The organism is Kitasatospora sp. NPDC087271, from assembly GCF_044744605.1.
In the GTDB taxonomy this organism is placed as follows: domain Bacteria; phylum Actinomycetota; class Actinomycetes; order Streptomycetales; family Streptomycetaceae; genus Kitasatospora.
In genome coordinates, this window is the sequence record NZ_JBIUYQ010000001.1 from 520,173 (window position 1) to 536,225 (window position 16,053).

Genomic DNA, 16,053 nt, shown 5'->3' on the forward strand with positions numbered 1-16,053 from the left:
TGATCAGAGCGGGAAGTGCGAAGCGGCGGTCAAGGATTCTTGACCGCCGCTTTGTCGTCCGGCCACTTGACTCGCTACTTGACGGGGTGCGGGTGGCCGAGGTGGGGGAAGACGGGGAGGACGTCGGTGTGCGGGGGGATGTGGTCGCTGGTGATCTTGCCGCCGGAGACCATGGTGAGGCGGGCCGAGGTCACGTCGTCGACGAGGGTGCGGCCGTTGGGGTAGGCGGCGGGGCGGGAGCGGTCGTAGCGGAGGATGTCCGGGAGGACGAGCTTGAGGGTCTCGGTGGCGGCCTCGGTGGTGTAGTCCCCGGTGTGCTGGAGGACGGCCGTCCAGGCCTCGCGGTAGGTGTCCCAGTCGTCGGCCGGCTCGCCCGCGTTGTACGCGTCCTTCACCTCCTCCTTGTTGAAGTAGGCGGTGAGGGAGGGGTGCGCGCCACGGTCGACGGAGACGAGCTGACCGTCCTGGCGGAGGCTGACCCGGGCCCAGACGCCGATCGTCGGGTCGGGGCCGAGGTCACTGTCGGGGACTTCGAGGGCGATGCCGAAGACGTTGGCGTCGGCCATGGCGTCCTTGCCGGTCCAGGTGAAGTCGTTGACGATCCCTTCGAGGTCCGCGAAGAAGGGATCGCTGCGCAGGCCGACGGAGAGCTTGCGGCCGTTCGCCTCGATGACGTCGGGGGCGTCCCCGAAGGCGACCGGGGCTTCGGAGAACAGGACGTCCCCGGTGGGCTCGTGCTTCTGCGCGGCGGCGCCGGTCGCGCGGTGGACGGTGACGGTCTGGGCGCCGGTGTGGGTGGGGGCGGAGAAGGTGAAGGAGTAGGCGACGTCGGCGCGGTGGTCTCCGTCGTTGTCGATGTTGATGCGGTAGACGGCGTCGGGGTGGAACTCGGCCGCCTGGGTCGGGGCGTAGGGGTTCGCGTTCATGATCAGGACGGTCCGGCCGGGCGCGTCGGCGGCCGGGAAGGCGAACACGTCGGTGAGGTCGAGCCGCGCGTCGCCCCGGGGGGAGCGCAGGTTGGGGCCGCTGAGGTGATGGGACATGGGACCGTTGGTAGCAGCCCCCACCCGGCACCGGCCCGACGACACCCGCACTCCGCCCGTCCGTCCGCCGATCGGCGGTCACTGCACGATGGAACGCCGACGGCCCGCCGCCGACGCGACTGCGCAGCCCGCGTTCCGGAGCGCGGCTTCGCGCTTCACCCCTGCCTCACCACCACCGCGCGCCGGGGCACCACCCCTCAAGACGAACGGAGTGGGAAGTCGGCCCCGCCGACTTCCCACTCCACGTGCCGAAACGCAGTCCCGTCAGCCCTCGGCCCGCTCGCCGCCGCCGAACACCGCCTTGATGAGCCGGTCCAGCGCCTTCGGGAACTCCTGCGCCGGGTCGGACGCGGAGTCGCCGGTGGTGAGCCCGGCGGTCAGGGTCTTGCTGCCGTCGGGGGTGCTGATCATCAGTGCCCCGTAGCCCCCGGGGGCGCCGCCGTTGTGGTGGACGATGGTGCCGCCGTCCGGGCCGAGGTCCTGGACGAACAGGCCCAGGCCGTAGCCGAGCATCCCGTGCGGCGTGCGCATCTCGTCCAGCAGGGGGGCGGGCAGGAGCTTGCCGCCGAGCAGGGCCGCGAAGAAGGTGTGGAGATCCCGGGTGGTCGAGATCAGGTCGCCGGCGCCGACCAGGAGGGAGAGGTTCTGGCGGGCGACGTCGACCACCTTCCACTGGTCGCCGTCCTGGTAGCGGTAGTAGCCGTGGGCGTGCGGCCCGGGGAGCTCCGGCGAGTCGCCCGGCACCACGGTGTCCCGCAGTCCGAGCGGCCGCAGGATCCGCCGCCGCATCTCCTCGGCGTACGGGCGGCCGCCGGTCTGCTCGATCAGGAGCACGGCCAGCGTGTAGTTGGTGTTGGAGTAGCTCTGGTCGGTGCCCGGCTCGAACCGGGCCGGCCTGGAGAGGGCGAACTGCACGAGCTCCTCGGGCCGGTAGCTGTGGAACCGGTTGTCCACCCACTCCTTGCCCATCGCGGGGATCCCCGGTACGAACGTTCCGTCGGGTTCGAGGTCGCCGGTGTAGCTGGCCAATCCGCTGGTGTGCTGGAGCAGCATCCGTACGGTGATCCGCCGGTCCAGCCCGAACTGCGGCAGGTGGTCGGCCACCGGGGTGTCCAGCCCGATCGTGCCGTCGGCCACCAGGTGCAGCACCAGGGTCGCGACGAAGGTCTTGGTGGTGCTGCCCACCCAGAACTTCCCGTCCACCGGCGGCTTCGCGGCCTCGCCCAGCTTGCGCACCCCGGCGCTGCCGACCCATTCCCCGCGCTCGTCGTGCACGCGCAGCTGCATCCCGGCGAAGCCGGCGTCGACGAACTCCTGGGTGGCCTGCTGCAGTTCCGGGCGGTCCTGGGCGGTGTCGTTCTCGACGGTGTGGAGGGTGCTGGTCATGGTCGTTCCTCGTCTCGCGGTGGGATGTGCGCGGCGCAGTTCAGGGGTGGGTGAGCGGTGCCGCGTCAGAGACTGCGGGCGGTGATGTCGCCGTAGGCGGTGGTCGCGTGGATGCTCAGGCCGGCGGCGGCGTCGGTGTTCTTGAGCGCGTTGCGGATCCGGCCGTAGGTGGTGCCGGCGTCCAGGGAGGCGGAGACTCCGCGGGCGGCGCCGACGGACACGTCGCCGGCCTCGGTGCGCAGCGTGACCGTGCCGTGCACGGCTTCGGCGATGTGGATGTCGCCCTTGGCGGTGGTGATCTCGGCGGGGCCGTTGAGGCGGCCGACGGAGATGTCGCCGGCGAGGACGGCGAGGTGGGCTCCGGCGGTCTCGTCGAGCTTGACCGAGGCCTGCGCGCCTTCGAAGGTGACGTCGCCGAGGCGTCCGACGCCCCGGAGTTCGGCGCTGGCCGTCTTCGCCTGGACGCGGGAGCCGGCGGGCAGTTGGACGGTCACCTCGACGGTGCCGGACTGGCCGAGGATCCGGTTCTCGGCCGCCGCCGCCTCGATCCGCAGGACGCCGTCGGCGTATTCGACGGTGGTCCGCTCCGCCGCCTTCACGTCGCGGCTCTTCGAGGCGTCGGCGGGCAGGACCTCGACCGTGGTGTCGGCCCGGTCGGCGGCGATGAACCGGATGCGCCCGGCGGGGATGTCAAGGACGGCGGAGACCGGGGCGGGGGTGGCGAACTTCTGCATGATGCTCTCCTGCGGCTCGTTGTTTCTGACAATGGAAACGCTACGTTGCCTTCACACCTGAGGGCAACAGCTATGTTGCGCAGAATCAGCATCACCACAGGCCAGAGCCTTATAATCGTTGCAACAGTTGCAGATTTAACGCAACGTCAGCCACGCCGTCCGTTGCATTGGATTGAGCGTGAACGCTATGCGCTGCCCCGCCCCGGCGCACCGCCGCATCAGCCCACGGATGTAAACCCCCAGGCCAATGCGCGCGGCCGCACTGTCATCCGGTGGTCGGATGTGGCCGGGTGCGGCGCGATGACAGCCTTCCGCTCAGGTGCACGGAGATCCATCGGACGGACCGTCAGGGGAGTTTCCCCGGAGGTCCGGTGTCGAACGACGGCCGCACCTGCGAAGACCGCGCGCCTCGGCCCGGTTCTGTCCAGCACACCCAGGGAGGGCCCATGACCACCACGCCGTTCACGAGCCGACACGCCATGACGCGCCGCCGCCTGCTGGGGGCCGCACTGGCCACCGGGGCCACCGCACCGCTCGCCCTCGCCCGCCCCGCGTGGGCGGCGGGCGGGACCACCACCCCCGGGACCGCCACGCCCGGGACCACCACGCCCGCCGCCAGCACCGCCACCGGTGGCCCGGCGCGACTCACCCTGCCCGAGCCCACCGGGCCGCACCCCGTGGGCACCGTCCCGCTGCACCTGCTCGACGCCTCCCGCCCGGACCCGCTGGCCGGCCCGGGCCGGTTCCGCGAGCTGATGGCGAGCGTCTGGTACCCCGCCCGCGAGGCCGGGGCGTACCCGCTCGCGCCCTGGATGGCCGACGGCGCACTGCGGGCGTTCCTCGCGGACACGGGCTTCGCCATCGACCCCGCGCTCGCCCCGCTCACCTCCGGCCGCGTGGGCGCCCCGGTCCACCGCGCGGGCCGCCGCCTGCCCGTCGTCGTCTACTCGCACGGCGCGCACAGCCACCGCGCCGACCACACCGTGATGGTCCAGGAACTCGCCAGCCACGGCTACGTGGTGGTCACCGTCGACCACACCCGCGACGCGATCACCGAGTTCCCCGACGGACTGGTCCTCACCCCGGACCGGAGCGTCCCGATGGGGCCGAAGGACTTCGCCGCGGACATCCGCTTCCTCCTCGACCAGGTCGAGGCCCTCGCCGCCGGGCGCAACCCCGACGCCGACGGCAGGCCGCTGCCCGCCGGGCTGCTGCACGCCCTCGACCCGGACCGGATCGGCATGTTCGGCTGGTCGAAGGGCGGTACGGCCACCGCCTACACCATGCTCACCGACCGGCGCGTCCGCGCCGGGCTGAGCCTGGACGGCCCGATGCAGCCGACCATCACCACCGACCTGGACCGGCCGTTCATGATGATGACCGCCGCGTTCACCCGGGTCGGCCAGCCGGACGTCGCCGAGTTCTGGCCGCACCTGCGCGGCTGGCGCCTCGACGTCCAGGCCCAGGGCGCCGTGCACGTCTCGTACGGCGACAACCAGGTGCTGATCCCGCAGGCCGCGAAGCTCCTCGGCCTGACCGACGAGCAGGTCCGGGGCATGATCGGCACCCTCGACCCGGCCCGCGCGGTGAAGATCCAGCAGGCGTACCCGGTGGCCTTCTTCGACCTGCACCTGCGGCACCGCGCCAGCCGCCTCCTCGACGGCCCGTCCGCGGCCTTCCCCGAGGTGACGTACCTGCCGTGAACCCGCGACCGTGGCGGCCGGCCCCTCCCCGGGGCCGGCCGCTACGGCGTTTCGGCCCGGATCTCGTCCAGCGACTCCCCCAGCACCCCCTTGGCCCGGGTGAACCAGTCGGCGATCACCGCGATCTCGTCCGGCGTGTAGTCGGCGAACAGCGCGCCGATCCGCTCAGCACCGGCGCCCCCGCACGCCGCGGCCCCCGTCGGGCTGCCTGCCCGACGGGGGCCGTCGCGTTGCCCGGCTCAGACCGAGGTGCCCTGGGTGACGGGGGCCGTGGCGGTGGGCGGGGTGGTGCTGCCGGCGGTGGTGCCGAGGGCGCGCTGGACCTTGGCGACGGCGGCGCGGTACTGGAAGGAGGCCAGTTGGGGGGAGTCGCCGCCGCGCTGGAAGAAGCCGAAGGCCATGCCGACGGTGCCGAAGCGCTCGACGCCGACGAAGGCGTTCAGCTGGACGCCGGCCAGGGTGCCGTCGAGGCGGACGGCGGGCGCGTCCTGGCGGTCGCCGAGGGTGACCGGGGTGACGGTGAAGGTCACCGAGTCGTTGGCACCGGCGTTGAAGGTGATGGTGTGGCAGCTCTTGAGGGCCGCGGTCACGGCGTCGAGGTCGGTGGTGAGCTTTCCCGCGTCCTCGGCGGTGAGGGACTCGGTCACCATCGGGTTGCCGCCCGGGCCGTCCAGTTCGGCCTCGGCGTGCGGGGTCTCGGGGCCGGGGACGCCGGTGTGCATGTTGATCAGGTCGCTGAGGGCGTCGCAGCCGTTGGCCGGGGACGGCATCGTACTGGGGCCGGCGCTGGGGCTGGGGCTGGCCGTGCTGGGGACCTGGGTGAAGCCTGGGCCGACGTCGTCGACGGTGAGCAGGGCCGCGGTGAGTTGCTCGGAGGTGGGCAGGCCCTGGGCGGGCTGGCCGGGCGTCGCGGCCGCGGCGAGGTGGGCCGGGCCCAAGGCGACCGCCGCGGCGAGGGCGGCGGCGGCGAGGGCGTGGAGCGGCTTCGGGTGGGACATGCGGGCCCCCCGGTCGAGGGTGCGGGCAGGGACAGGCACCAGTGTCCCACCGGGCCTGGCAAGGGGCTCGCGGGCACGGATCGCCGCAGGTCAGACCCCCTGGTCCGGCCGGTCCCCCTGGTCCGCCGGGGGCGGGCCGGGGGTTTCGAGCGCTTCGAGGGTTTCGAGGGTTTCGGCGAGCCACTGCACCCAGAAGGCCTCCAGCCCGATGCCCGCCCGCAGCACGGCGTGCTGGAGGCGGTTCTCCCCGGCCGTCGCCTCGGCCGGGAAGTCGTGCCGCTCGATCTCCCGATAGTCGTCCAACTGCGCGCGGTGCAGCGCCAGGTGCCGCCGCACCTCGGCCGCCAGGCCGTCCGTGCCGACCACCGCGGCGGCGCGCAGCCGTAGCAGCAGCGGTTCGCGGACGGCGCGCGGCTCGGCGCCCTCGGCCGTCCAGCGGGCGAGTTCGGCGCGGCCCTCGGGCAGGACCTCGTACTCCTTCTTCTGCCCGCGGACGGGGCCGGACGGCGGGAGGGCCCGGATCTGCCCGGAGGCCTCCAGCCGGCCCAGTTCGCGGTAGATCTGCTGGTGGGTGGCGGGCCAGAAGAAGCCGATCGACTTGTCGAAGCGCCGGGTCAGCTCCAGCCCCGAGGACGGTTTCTCCAGCAGGGCGGTGAGGATGGCGTGCGGCAGCGACATGCCGTCGATCCTAGGGCGTGCCCAAGGCGTGCCCAGGTCCTGTCCGGCCGAACAGGACCCAGCGCGCAAGGAAGGGTCAGATCGCGGCGGCCAGCTCGGTGCCCTGCTTGATGGCCCGCTTGGCGTCGAGTTCGGCGGCGACGTCGGCGCCGCCGATCAGGTGGGCCTCCAGGCCGCGCTCGCGCAGCGCCTCGTAGAGGTCGCGGCGCGGCTCCTGGCCGGTGCAGAGCACCACGGTGTCCACGGGCAGCAGCTGGCGCTCGCCGTCGACGGTGAAGTGCAGGCCGGCGTCGTCGATCAGGTCGTACGTCGCGCCGGCGACCATGGTGACGCCGCGGTGCCGGAGTTCGGTGCGGTGGATCCAGCCGGTGGTCTTGCCGAGCCCGGCACCGACCTTGCTGGTCTTGCGCTGGAGCAGGTGGACGGCGCGCGGCGGTGCGGGCCGCTCGGGGCGGCGCAGTCCGCCGCGCTCGCGGTACTCCGGGTCGATGCCCCACTTGGCCTGGAACACGGCCGGGTCGAGGCTGGCCGCGTCCCCCTGGTCGGTGAGGAAGCCTGCCACGTCGAAGCCGATGCCGCCCGCGCCGAGGATGGCGACCCGCTCGCCGACGGGGGCGCCGTCGCGCAGGACGTCGAGGTAGCCGACGACGCTGGGGTGGTCAACGCCCGGCAGGTCGCCGGGGGTTCGCGGGGTGACGCCGGTGGCGAGGACGAGTTCGTCGAAGTTCTCGGCGGCGAGCTGGTCGGCGGTGGCGGTGGTGCCGAGGCGCTGGATGACGGCCAACTCGGCGAGCCGGGTGCGGTAGTAGCGCAGCGTCTCGTCGAACTCCTCCTTGCCGGGCACGAGCCGGGCGGTGTTCAGCTGCCCGCCGATCGCCGCGGCGGCGTCGAACAGGGTGACGTCGTGGCCGCGTTCGGCGGCGGAGACGGCGAAGGCGAGCCCGGCCGGGCCGGCTCCGACGACGCCGATGCGCTTGCGCGACCTGGTGGGCGTGAGCACGAGTTCGGTCTCGTGGCAGGCGCGCGGGTTGACCAGGCAGGAGGTGATCAGGCCGCTGAAGGTGTGGTCGAGGCAGGCCTGGTTGCAGCCGATGCAGGTGTTGATGGCGTCGGCGCGGCCGTCCTCCGCCTTGGCGACGAAGTCGGCGTCGGCGAGCAGCGGGCGGGCCAGCGAGACCAGGTCGGCGCAGCCGTCGGCGAGCAACTGCTCGGCGATTTCCGGCGTGTTGATGCGGTTGGTGGTGACCAGCGGGATGCCGACGGTGCCCATCACCTTCCTGGTCGCCCAGGCGAAGGCGCCGCGCGGCACGGAGGTGGCGATGGTGGGGATGCGGGCCTCGTGCCAGCCGATGCCGGTGTTGATGATGGTCGCCCCGGCGGCCTCGACGGCCTGGGCGAGGCGGACGACCTCGTCGAGGGTGGAGCCGCCGGGCACCAGGTCGAGCATGGAGAGGCGGTAGACGATGATGAAGTCCTCGCCGACCCGCTCGCGGACCCGGCGGACGATCTCCACCGGGAAGCGCATCCGGCGCTCGTACGGGCCGCCCCATTCGTCCTCGCGCCGGTTGGTGGCGGCGACGACGAACTCGTTGATCAGGTAGCCCTCGGAGCCCATGATCTCGACGCCGTCGTACCCGGCGCGGCGGGCGAGTTCGGCGCAGCGGACGAAGTCCTCGATGGTCTGCTCGACCTGTGCGGCGGTGAGCTCGTGCGGGACGAACGGGCTGATCGGGGCCTGGAGGGCGCTGGGGGCGACCAGGTCACGGTGGTAGGCGTAGCGGCCGAAGTGCAGGATCTGCAGGGCGATCTTCCCGCCGGCGGCGTGCACGGCGTCGGTGACGACGCGGTGGCGGTCGGCTTCGGCCCCGGTGGTGAGCATCGCGCCGCCCTCCCAGGGGCGCCCGGCCTCGTTGGGGGCGATGCCGCCGGTGACGATGAGGCCGACGCCGCCGCGGGCCCGCTCGGCGTAGAACTCGGCCATCCGCCGGTAGCCGCCGGGGGCCTCCTCCAGGCCGACGTGCATGGAGCCCATGACGACGCGGTTGGGCAGGGTGGTGAAGCCGAGGTCGAGCGGGCTGAGCAGGTGCGGGTAGCGGCTGCTGCCGGGGGTGGTGCTCATCGACGTCTCCTGGGGGCGGCGGGGGGTCGGTGTTACCGCAGAGTAGGGGACGGCGGCTCGATGTGCAACTAGTTGCATAAGGGGTCCGCGGGCCGAGGCTCCGCGCTCTGCCGGTTCCCGCCAACTCGCGGACATGATCCGCGTATTGTCAGATCGGCAGTGTGGGCAGCTGGGAGAGGACCGCCATGCGGGATAGCTCGATAGCCGTGATCGGCGGCAGCATCGCCGGAAGCGCCTTCGCCGGGGCCGCCGCCCGGCTGGGAGCGGACCGGATCGTGGTCCTGGAACGCAGCGAGGGCCAGTTGGAGGACCGCGGCGTCGGGATCTGCATCAACGACGACCGCTTCGACGAACTGGTCCACGCCGGCCACCTCCACGACGGCGTCCGCCGCCACCGCCTCACCGTCCGCCGCTGGGTCACCCGGGAGACGGCCGAGGACCGCGGCGGCGACGGACCGGACGGGCGCGGGCGGGTCCTCTGGAACCAGCCGATGCCGTTCCACTCCCACCACTGGGCCGTCCTCTGGCAGGCCCTGCGCGAACGCACCCCCGACCGGATCGAGTTCCGGCAAGGCCACACCGTCACCGCGGCCGGCACCGACCAGGACGGCGCCTGGACGGCCGGCCCCGACGGCACCCGCGAACCGTACGACCTGGTGATCGGCGCCGACGGCTACCGCTCGGTGGTCCGCGCGGCGGTCTGCCCGCAGGCCCGGCCCGCATACGCCGGGTACGTGTGCTGGCGCGGCAGCTACGACACCGCACTGCTGGCGGAGCTGCCCGGCGGCGCCGCGGCCTGGCCGGAGGACGAGTGCGCCACCGTCTGCTACCCCGGCGGCCAGGTCGTGATCTACCGCATCCCCGGGCTCACCCCCGGCACCACCCAGGTGAACTGGGTCTTCTACGCGCCCACCCCCGCCTGGCTGCGCCTCGACGGCCCGACCAGCATCCCGGCGGGCACCCTCACCGACGGGCGGCTGGACGGCCTACGCCAGCTCGCCGAGCGGCACCTGCCGCCGTACTGGGCCGCCCTGGTCACCCTCACCCCGCGCGAGCGGACCTTCCTCCAGCCCGTCTACGACCTGGAGACCCCGCGCCGCACGGCCGGCCGGCTGCTCCTCGGCGGGGACGCGGCCACCGTCGTCCGCCCGCACAACACCAGCGGCGCGGTGAAGGCCCTGCAGGACGCGCACGCCTTCGAGCAGGCCGGGCGGGCCGCCGCCGCGGACGGCGGGTCCTGGCCGGCCCTGCTGGCCGCGTACGACCAGGAGCGGGGCGTGGTCGGGCGGGAGCTGGTGGAACTGGGCCGACGGCTCGGCCGGGAGCAGGTCGCCGCCGCACCGGACTGGTCGGCCATGGACGGACCGGGGATGGACGCCTGGTGGCGCCGTCAGCTCACCGGCAGCGGGGGTTTCGGCGGCCACGCCCTCGGGCGTCCCGAGTGAGCGTGGGCCGCAAAGGCCGGTGGCCGCCGAAACCCCGTCAGATCACCTGCCGCGATTCACCTGCCGCGATCAGACGTTGACGCCGTAGTCGGTCGCGATGCCGCGCAGACCGGAGGCGTAACCCTGCCCTATCGCGCGGAACTTCCACTCCGCGCCGTTGCGGTACAGCTCACCGAAGACCATCGCGGTCTCCGTGGACGCGTCCTCGCTGAGGTCGTAGCGGGCGATCTCCTGGCCGTTGGCCTGGTTCAGCACCCGGATGAACGCGTTGCGGACCTGCCCGAAGTTCTGCAGCCGGGCGTCGGCGTCGTAGATCGACACCGGGAAGACCACCTTCGCCACGTCGGCCGGCACCCGCGCCAGGTCGACCTTGATCTGCTCGTCGTCGCCGTCGCCGCCACCGGTCAGGTTGTCGCCGCTGTGCTCGACCGAACCGTCGGGGCTGCGCAGGTTGTTGAAAAAGACGAAGTGCTGGTCCGAGACCACCTTGCCGAGCGCGTTGCAGAGCAGCGCACTGGCGTCCAGGTCGTAGTCGGCGCCCGTGGTGGTGCGCACGTCCCAGCCGAGACCCACGATCACGGCGCTCAGACCGGGCGCCTCCTTGCTCAGCGAGACGTTGCCGCCCTTGGCCAGTGAAACTCCCACAATGCCCTCCTCGATCTCTCCCTGCGGACGAATCTACAACACTGTAGAGATCACGGGAATCCACCTGCGGTCGGGCCCCACCCCGGGGATTTCTCAGGGGTTCCACCGGGAACCCCCCATCACCCCGGCCCGCACCGCCCCCACGCCGCCGCGCAGGCGGGGGTTGGAAGACACGCCCTAGACTGGCGGTGGATCCCCTGGTCCGCCCCGACCGGCGGCCCCCGCGCGGGAGGTTCCCCATGCGCCAGCGGTACAGCTTCCACTTCGACCAGGCCGGGCACTCGGTCACCGTCAACGTCCGCTCCGGCTGGATCACCGAGACCGAGTTGCTGGTGGACGGCAAGGAGTGCGCCTTCCACCGCGTCCACGGGCACGGCGTCTACCCGCTGACGCTCGCCGCCCAGCTCGCCGAGGAGCCGCCGCTGCCGCTCTCGGTGCGGCTGGACCGCACGGGCGCGGCCGAGCACCCGTACTCCTGCGTCCTGGAGGTCGCGGGAGCCGAGCACCCGATGCCGGAGCGCGCGGCGCGCTGAGCCCTCCGCCCGCCCGCTACAGGCGCTGCGCCACGATCTCCTCGATCGCTTTCCGGGCCCGCTCGGCGTCCTCGGCGACCAGGCCGATCCTGGTCCGGCGGTCGAGCACGTCGGCGGCGTCCAACGCGCCCTCGTGCGTGACGGCGTAGGCGACCTCGGCACGCGTCACGTCCAGGCCTTCCGCGATCGGCGTCAACTCCCCGGTGGCCACCACCTCCTGGGACGATCCGCCGTGGCGGGCGAGCAGCGAGCCGGGCACGGCGCCCGCCGGGAGCGGGCGGCTGTCCCGGTGGGCCGGGGCGCCGACCAGCGGCAGGCGGGCCGTCCAGCAGGCCCGGGCCGGCAGGCCGCGCAGCCGCACGGCGGCGTCCACCGCGTCCTCGGCCATCCGCCGGTAGGTGGTGAGCTTGCCGCCGACCACCGTGACCAGCCCGGACGGCGACTCCAGCACCGCGTGCTCCCGGGAGATGTCGGCGGTGCTGCCGCCCCCGGTGTCGATCAGCGGCCGCAGCCCCGCGTACGCGCCGCATACGTCCGCCCTGGTCAGCGCGGTGCTCAGGGCGGCGTTGACGGTGTCGAGCAGGAAGGCGAGCTCCCCCTCGGCGGGCTGCGGCTCGTCCGGGATCGGACCGGGCGCGTCCTCGTCGGTCAGCCCGATCGCCACCCGGCCGAGCTGCTGGGGCAGCGCGAAGACGAAGCGGCTGGTCGAACCGGGCACCGGCACGGTGAGCGCCGCGGTCGGGTGGCCGAGCGCGGCGGCGTCCACCAGGAGGTGGGTGCCCCGGCTGGGGCGCAGCCTGATCGACGGATCCACCTCGCCCGCCCAGACGCCGGTGGCGTTGACCACCGCACCGGCCTCGACGGTCAGCGACTGCCCGGTGACGGTGTCGGTGAGCCGGGCGCAGCTGCCGGTCACGGACTCCGCCCGCACCCTGGTCAGCACGGTGGCGCCGTACTGCGCCGCGGTTCGCGCCAGCGCCACCACCAGCCGGGCGTCGTCGACGAGTTGGCCGTCGTGCGCGACCAGCGCGCCGGACAGTCCGGCGGTCCGCACGCCCGGTACCAGCTGCCGCGTCCGCGCGGCGCCGATCCGGCGCACCCGGGGCAGCAGCGCGCCCGGCGTCCGGGCGGCGATCCGCAGCGCGTCCCCGGCGTGGAAGCCCGCCCGGATCAGCGAGGCCTGCCCGGGGCGCAGCAGCCCCGGGAGCAGCGGCACCAGTTGGGGCAGCGCGCGGATCAGGTGCGGGGCGGTGCGGGTCATCAGCACGCCGCGCTCGATCGCGCTCTCCCGGGCCACCCCGATCCGCCCGGAGGCGAGGTAGCGCAGGCCGCCGTGCACCAGCTTGGAGCTCCAGCGGCTGGTGCCGAACGCCAGGTCGCGGGACTCGACCAGCACCGTGCGCAGCCCGCGCGAGGCGGCGTCCAGGGCCACCCCGGCACCGGTGACGCCGCCGCCGATCACCAGCAGGTCGACTCTCGGGCGGTCCCCCAGCGCTTCGAGTTCCGCCCGGCGCCGGCCGGCGTCGAGTCGGCTGGAGCCGGCGGAGTGAGCGGCGGAGCGAGCGGCGGAGGATCCGGCGGGCGTCGAGGTCATGGCGCGAGGTATCCGTTCAGTGCTCTGGTCAGTTCGCGCCGCCAGGCGGCCTCCGGCAGCAGGGAGGCGACCATGCGGTGCGACTGGACGGTGGACTGGGCGATCAGCAGGACCATGGCGGCCAGTTCGACCGGCTCCCCGGCCCGGATCGAACCGTGCGCCTGCCCCTGCTCGATGCCGGCCCGCAGCGCCTCCAGCAGGCCGCGCTGGCTGGTGCCGAGCCGCTCGACGACGTACTCCAGCAGCAGGTCGGAGTCGGAGGAGCGCAGCAGCGCGCCGAGCACCGGGTGGTCCCGCAGCCGGACGGCCACCTCGACGACCCCGTCGACGAAGGCCTCCCGGCCGATCGGGGCACCGTCGCCCCCGAGGGTCAGGGCGACGCCCTCCCGGGTGGCCCGGATCTCCCGGGTGAGCAGGGCGCCGATCACCGCCCGGACGTCCGGCCAGCGCCGGTAGACGGTCGGCCGGCTGACCTCGGCGCGGCGGGCGATCTCCGCCAACTGCGTTCGGCGCACGCCGAGATGGACGATCAGGTCGGCGGCGGCGTCCAGGATCGCGTCGTCGGTGCTGCGCGCGGGACTGCCAGGGGACTCGGCGTTACTACTTGACATGATGTGTGAAACTGTAACGCATGGCACCTGAGACGCAAGCGGGACCGGCCGGCGCCGCGCTGCCGCTCCCCCCGATGAAGTGGGACGCCTGGGGCGACCCGGCCCTCGCCAAGGAGCTGTCCGCGGACATCAAGGGGCTGCTCGCCGCCGCCCTCGGCGTCACCGGCGACGCCACCCCCGGACCGGCCGCCGACGAGGTCCTCCTGCACCCCTCGCGGATCACCGCCGACGACCTCAAGGCCCTCGCCGCCGCCGTCGGCGAGACCAACGTCAGCGCCGCCGACGCCGACCGGCTCCCCCGTGCCGGCGGCAAGTCCACCCCCGACCTGCTGCGCCGCCGCAGCCGCACCCCCCAGGACGCGCCCGACGCCGTCGTGCTGCCCGGCGACGAGCAGGAGATCGCCGCCGTCCTCGCACTCTGCGCCGAACGCCGCATCGCCGTCGTCCCGTTCGGCGGCGGCACCAGCGTCGTCGGCGGCCTCGACCCCGAACGCGGCGGACTCACCGCCGTCATCTCGCTCGACCTGCGCCGCCTCGACCGGCTCCACGACCTCGACGAGACCTCCGGTGAGGCCGTCCTCGGCGCCGGCCTCACCGGCCCCGCCGCCGAGGCCCTGCTCGCCGAGCGCGGCTACGAACTCGGCCACTACCCGCAGAGCTTCCGCTACGCCACCCTCGGCGGCTTCGCCGCCACCCGCTCCTCCGGCCAGGACTCGGCCGGCCACGGGCGCTTCGACGAGATGGTCCGCGGCCTGCGCGTCGTCACCCCCGCCGGGGTGCTCGACCTCGGCCGCGCCCCCGCCTCCGCCGCCGGCCCCGACCTGCGCGAACTCTTCCTCGGCTCCGAAGGCACCCTCGGCGTCATCACCGCCGTCCGGCTCCGCGTCCACCCGCTGCCCGCCGTCAAGGCCTACGAGGCCTGGAGCCTGCCCGACTTCGCCACCGGCAGCGCCGCCCTGCGCGCCGTCGAGCAGGCCGGCACCGGCCCCACCGTCATCCGGCTCTCCGACGAGGCCGAGACGATGGTCAACCTCGCCATGACCGAGCAGATCGGCGGCGCCCCCGCCGTCACCGGCTGCCTCGCCGTCACCGTCTTCGAAGGCACCGCCGAACAGGTCGCCACCCGCCACCGGCTCACCCGCGACACCCTGCTCGCCGCCGGCGCCACCTCCCTCGGCGAAGCCCCCGCCCGGGCCTGGGAACACGGCCGCTTCAACGCCCCCTACCTGCGGGACTCCCTGCTCAGCGCCGGCGCCCTCTGCGAAACCCTGGAGACCGCGGCCAGTTGGAGCCGGCTCCCGCGGCTGCGGACCGCCGTCACCGAGGCCCTCACCACCGCCCTGCCCGGCGCCCTCGTCCTCTGCCACGTCTCGCACGTCTACCCGACCGGCGCCTCGCTCTACTTCACCGTCGTCGCCGCCCTCGGCGAGGACCCGCTCGCCCGGTGGGCCGCCGCCAAGCGCGCCGCCGGCGACGCCATCGTCACCGCCGGCGGCACCATCACCCACCACCACGCCGTCGGCGCCGACCACCGGCCCTGGATGAGCGACGAGATCGGCGAGCTCGGCGTGCGCATCCTGCGCGCCGTCAAGGCCGAACTGGACCCGGCGGGCATCCTCAACCCCGGCAAGCTGATCCCGTGACCGGCGGTCCGCGAGCCATCAGGCGAGTGGCCGTCCTCAGCAACCCGGCGGCGGGCGCCGGCCACGCCGCACCCGCCGCCCACCGGGCCGTCGCCCGTCTGCACGCCCTCGGCCTCCACGTCGACCGGCACGCCGGCCGCGACCCCGAGGACGCCGTCCGCCTCGCCCGCCGGGCCGTGGCGGACGGCGTCGACGCCGTCGTGGCCGTCGGCGGCGACGGCATGGTCAACCTCGCGCTCCAGGCCGTCGCCGGCACCGCCGTCCCGCTCGGCGTGATACCCGCCGGCACCGGCAACGACCACGCCCGCGCGTACGGCCTCCCCCTCGCCACCCCCGAAGCCGCCGCCGACGTCGTCGCCGCCGGACGCACCAGGACCGTCGACCTCGGCCTGGTCACCGCCGCCGACGGCACCACCCGCTGGTACGGCTCCGTCCTCGCCACCGGCTTCGACTCGCTGGTCAGCGACCGCGCCAACCGCCTGCGCTGGCCCCGCGGCCGGATGCGCTACAACCTGGCCATCCTCGCCGAGTTCGCCAACCTGCGCCCGCTGCCCTTCCGCATCACCCTCGCCGACGGCACCGTCATCGAACGCGACCTCACCCTGGCCGCCGTCGGCAACACCCGCAGCTACGGCGGCGGCATGCTCATCTGCCCCGACGCCCTCCCCGACGACGGGCTCCTCGACCTCACCCTCGTCGCCGCCATGCCCCGTCTGCGCATCGCCCGCTTCTTCCCCACCCTCTTCAAGGGCACCCACACCGCCCACCCCGAAGTCACCACCCACCGCACCGCATCCCTGCGGATCGACTCCCCCGCCATCACCGCCTACGCCGACGGCGAGTTCATCGCGGCCCTCCCCGTCGACGTGAGCGCCGCGCCCGGCGCCCTCCACCTCCTGGTGCCGTGATCCACCCGCCTCT

General features: G+C 73.9%; 14 protein-coding genes. 5 read left to right on the plus strand and 9 right to left on the minus strand.

The window, feature by feature from the left end:
* Window positions 1-74 precede the first annotated feature (74 nt).
* The 3 genes from ACIO9K_RS02195 to ACIO9K_RS02205 all read right to left on the minus strand — a co-directional run bounded on the left by ACIO9K_RS02195 (window position 75) and on the right by ACIO9K_RS02205 (window position 3,163).
* The gene (locus ACIO9K_RS02195) at window positions 75-1,043 is read right to left on the minus strand and encodes a DUF4331 family protein (protein ID WP_363624404.1); all 969 of its coding nucleotides are present in this window, start codon (window positions 1,041-1,043) and stop codon (window positions 75-77) included.
* 264 nt (window positions 1,044-1,307) lie between these two features.
* Entirely contained in the window at window positions 1,308-2,429 is a 1,122-nt protein-coding gene (locus ACIO9K_RS02200; protein ID WP_400326202.1) for a serine hydrolase domain-containing protein, read from the minus strand.
* 65 nt (window positions 2,430-2,494) lie between these two features.
* Window positions 2,495-3,163 (minus strand): DUF4097 family beta strand repeat-containing protein, encoded by a 669-nt coding sequence (locus tag ACIO9K_RS02205; protein WP_363624400.1) that lies wholly within the window; start codon window positions 3,161-3,163, stop codon window positions 2,495-2,497.
* A gap of 446 nt (window positions 3,164-3,609) precedes the next feature.
* Here ACIO9K_RS02205 and ACIO9K_RS02210 point away from each other — a divergent pair, with 446 nt between their 5' ends.
* Window positions 3,610-4,866 (plus strand): alpha/beta hydrolase family protein, encoded by a 1,257-nt coding sequence (locus ACIO9K_RS02210; RefSeq protein WP_400326207.1) that lies wholly within the window; start codon window positions 3,610-3,612, stop codon window positions 4,864-4,866.
* 239 nt (window positions 4,867-5,105) lie between these two features.
* Here ACIO9K_RS02210 and ACIO9K_RS02215 read toward each other — a convergent pair whose 3' ends face one another.
* The 3 genes from ACIO9K_RS02215 to ACIO9K_RS02225 form a co-directional block, all read right to left on the minus strand.
* The gene (locus tag ACIO9K_RS02215; RefSeq protein WP_400326210.1) at window positions 5,106-5,864 is read right to left on the minus strand and encodes a hypothetical protein; all 759 of its coding nucleotides are present in this window, start codon (window positions 5,862-5,864) and stop codon (window positions 5,106-5,108) included.
* A gap of 90 nt (window positions 5,865-5,954) precedes the next feature.
* Window positions 5,955-6,542 (minus strand): PadR family transcriptional regulator, encoded by a 588-nt coding sequence (locus ACIO9K_RS02220; RefSeq protein ID WP_400326213.1) that lies wholly within the window; start codon window positions 6,540-6,542, stop codon window positions 5,955-5,957.
* Window positions 6,543-6,618: 76 nt separating this feature from the next.
* Window positions 6,619-8,661: an FAD-dependent oxidoreductase gene (locus tag ACIO9K_RS02225; protein ID WP_400326216.1), complete on the minus strand. Its 2,043-nt coding sequence runs from the start codon at window positions 8,659-8,661 to the stop codon at window positions 6,619-6,621.
* A 185-nt stretch (window positions 8,662-8,846) separates the two neighbouring features.
* On the opposite strand from ACIO9K_RS02225, the gene ACIO9K_RS02230 reads away from it, so the two are divergent.
* Window positions 8,847-10,106 (plus strand): FAD-dependent monooxygenase, encoded by a 1,260-nt coding sequence (locus ACIO9K_RS02230; RefSeq protein WP_400326219.1) that lies wholly within the window; start codon window positions 8,847-8,849, stop codon window positions 10,104-10,106.
* Between the two features lie 69 nt (window positions 10,107-10,175).
* Here ACIO9K_RS02230 and ACIO9K_RS02235 read toward each other — a convergent pair whose 3' ends face one another.
* Complete coding sequence (locus ACIO9K_RS02235) at window positions 10,176-10,751, minus strand: TerD family protein (protein ID WP_350883073.1); 576 nt, start codon at window positions 10,749-10,751, stop codon at window positions 10,176-10,178.
* Between the two features lie 239 nt (window positions 10,752-10,990).
* Here ACIO9K_RS02235 and ACIO9K_RS02240 point away from each other — a divergent pair, with 239 nt between their 5' ends.
* Window positions 10,991-11,284, plus strand: coding sequence for a hypothetical protein (locus tag ACIO9K_RS02240; protein ID WP_063349769.1), 294 nt, complete (start codon window positions 10,991-10,993; stop codon window positions 11,282-11,284).
* Between the two features lie 16 nt (window positions 11,285-11,300).
* Here ACIO9K_RS02240 and ACIO9K_RS02245 read toward each other — a convergent pair whose 3' ends face one another.
* Window positions 11,301-12,878, minus strand: coding sequence for a glycerol-3-phosphate dehydrogenase/oxidase (locus ACIO9K_RS02245; protein ID WP_400326224.1), 1,578 nt, complete (start codon window positions 12,876-12,878; stop codon window positions 11,301-11,303).
* Window positions 12,875-13,489 (minus strand): TetR/AcrR family transcriptional regulator, encoded by a 615-nt coding sequence (locus ACIO9K_RS02250; protein ID WP_400326227.1) that lies wholly within the window; start codon window positions 13,487-13,489, stop codon window positions 12,875-12,877. Before ACIO9K_RS02250 ends, ACIO9K_RS02245 begins: the two co-directional genes overlap by 4 nt.
* A gap of 20 nt (window positions 13,490-13,509) precedes the next feature.
* On the opposite strand from ACIO9K_RS02250, the gene ACIO9K_RS02255 reads away from it, so the two are divergent.
* Both ACIO9K_RS02255 and ACIO9K_RS02260 read left to right on the plus strand, forming a co-directional pair.
* Window positions 13,510-15,132 (plus strand): FAD-binding oxidoreductase, encoded by a 1,623-nt coding sequence (locus tag ACIO9K_RS02255; RefSeq protein ID WP_400326230.1) that lies wholly within the window; start codon window positions 13,510-13,512, stop codon window positions 15,130-15,132.
* A 26-nt stretch (window positions 15,133-15,158) separates the two neighbouring features.
* The gene (locus ACIO9K_RS02260) at window positions 15,159-16,040 is read left to right on the plus strand and encodes a diacylglycerol kinase (protein ID WP_400326233.1); all 882 of its coding nucleotides are present in this window, start codon (window positions 15,159-15,161) and stop codon (window positions 16,038-16,040) included.
* The last annotated feature ends 13 nt before the right edge of the window (window positions 16,041-16,053 follow it).

Coding starts and splice junctions, on each gene's coding strand:
- ACIO9K_RS02195 (WP_363624404.1), bottom strand. CDS start 1,043: ATGTCCCATCACCTCAGCGGCCCCAACCTGCGCTCCCCCCGGGGCGAC.
- ACIO9K_RS02200 (WP_400326202.1), bottom strand. CDS start 2,429: ATGACCAGCACCCTCCACACCGTCGAGAACGACACCGCCCAGGACCGC.
- ACIO9K_RS02205 (WP_363624400.1), bottom strand. CDS start 3,163: ATGCAGAAGTTCGCCACCCCCGCCCCGGTCTCCGCCGTCCTTGACATC.
- ACIO9K_RS02210 (WP_400326207.1), top strand. CDS start 3,610: ATGACCACCACGCCGTTCACGAGCCGACACGCCATGACGCGCCGCCGC.
- ACIO9K_RS02215 (WP_400326210.1), bottom strand. CDS start 5,864: ATGTCCCACCCGAAGCCGCTCCACGCCCTCGCCGCCGCCGCCCTCGCC.
- ACIO9K_RS02220 (WP_400326213.1), bottom strand. CDS start 6,542: ATGTCGCTGCCGCACGCCATCCTCACCGCCCTGCTGGAGAAACCGTCC.
- ACIO9K_RS02225 (WP_400326216.1), bottom strand. CDS start 8,661: ATGAGCACCACCCCCGGCAGCAGCCGCTACCCGCACCTGCTCAGCCCG.
- ACIO9K_RS02230 (WP_400326219.1), top strand. CDS start 8,847: ATGCGGGATAGCTCGATAGCCGTGATCGGCGGCAGCATCGCCGGAAGC.
- ACIO9K_RS02240 (WP_063349769.1), top strand. CDS start 10,991: ATGCGCCAGCGGTACAGCTTCCACTTCGACCAGGCCGGGCACTCGGTC.
- ACIO9K_RS02245 (WP_400326224.1), bottom strand. CDS start 12,878: ATGACCTCGACGCCCGCCGGATCCTCCGCCGCTCGCTCCGCCGCTCAC.
- ACIO9K_RS02250 (WP_400326227.1), bottom strand. CDS start 13,489: ATGTCAAGTAGTAACGCCGAGTCCCCTGGCAGTCCCGCGCGCAGCACC.
- ACIO9K_RS02255 (WP_400326230.1), top strand. CDS start 13,510: ATGGCACCTGAGACGCAAGCGGGACCGGCCGGCGCCGCGCTGCCGCTC.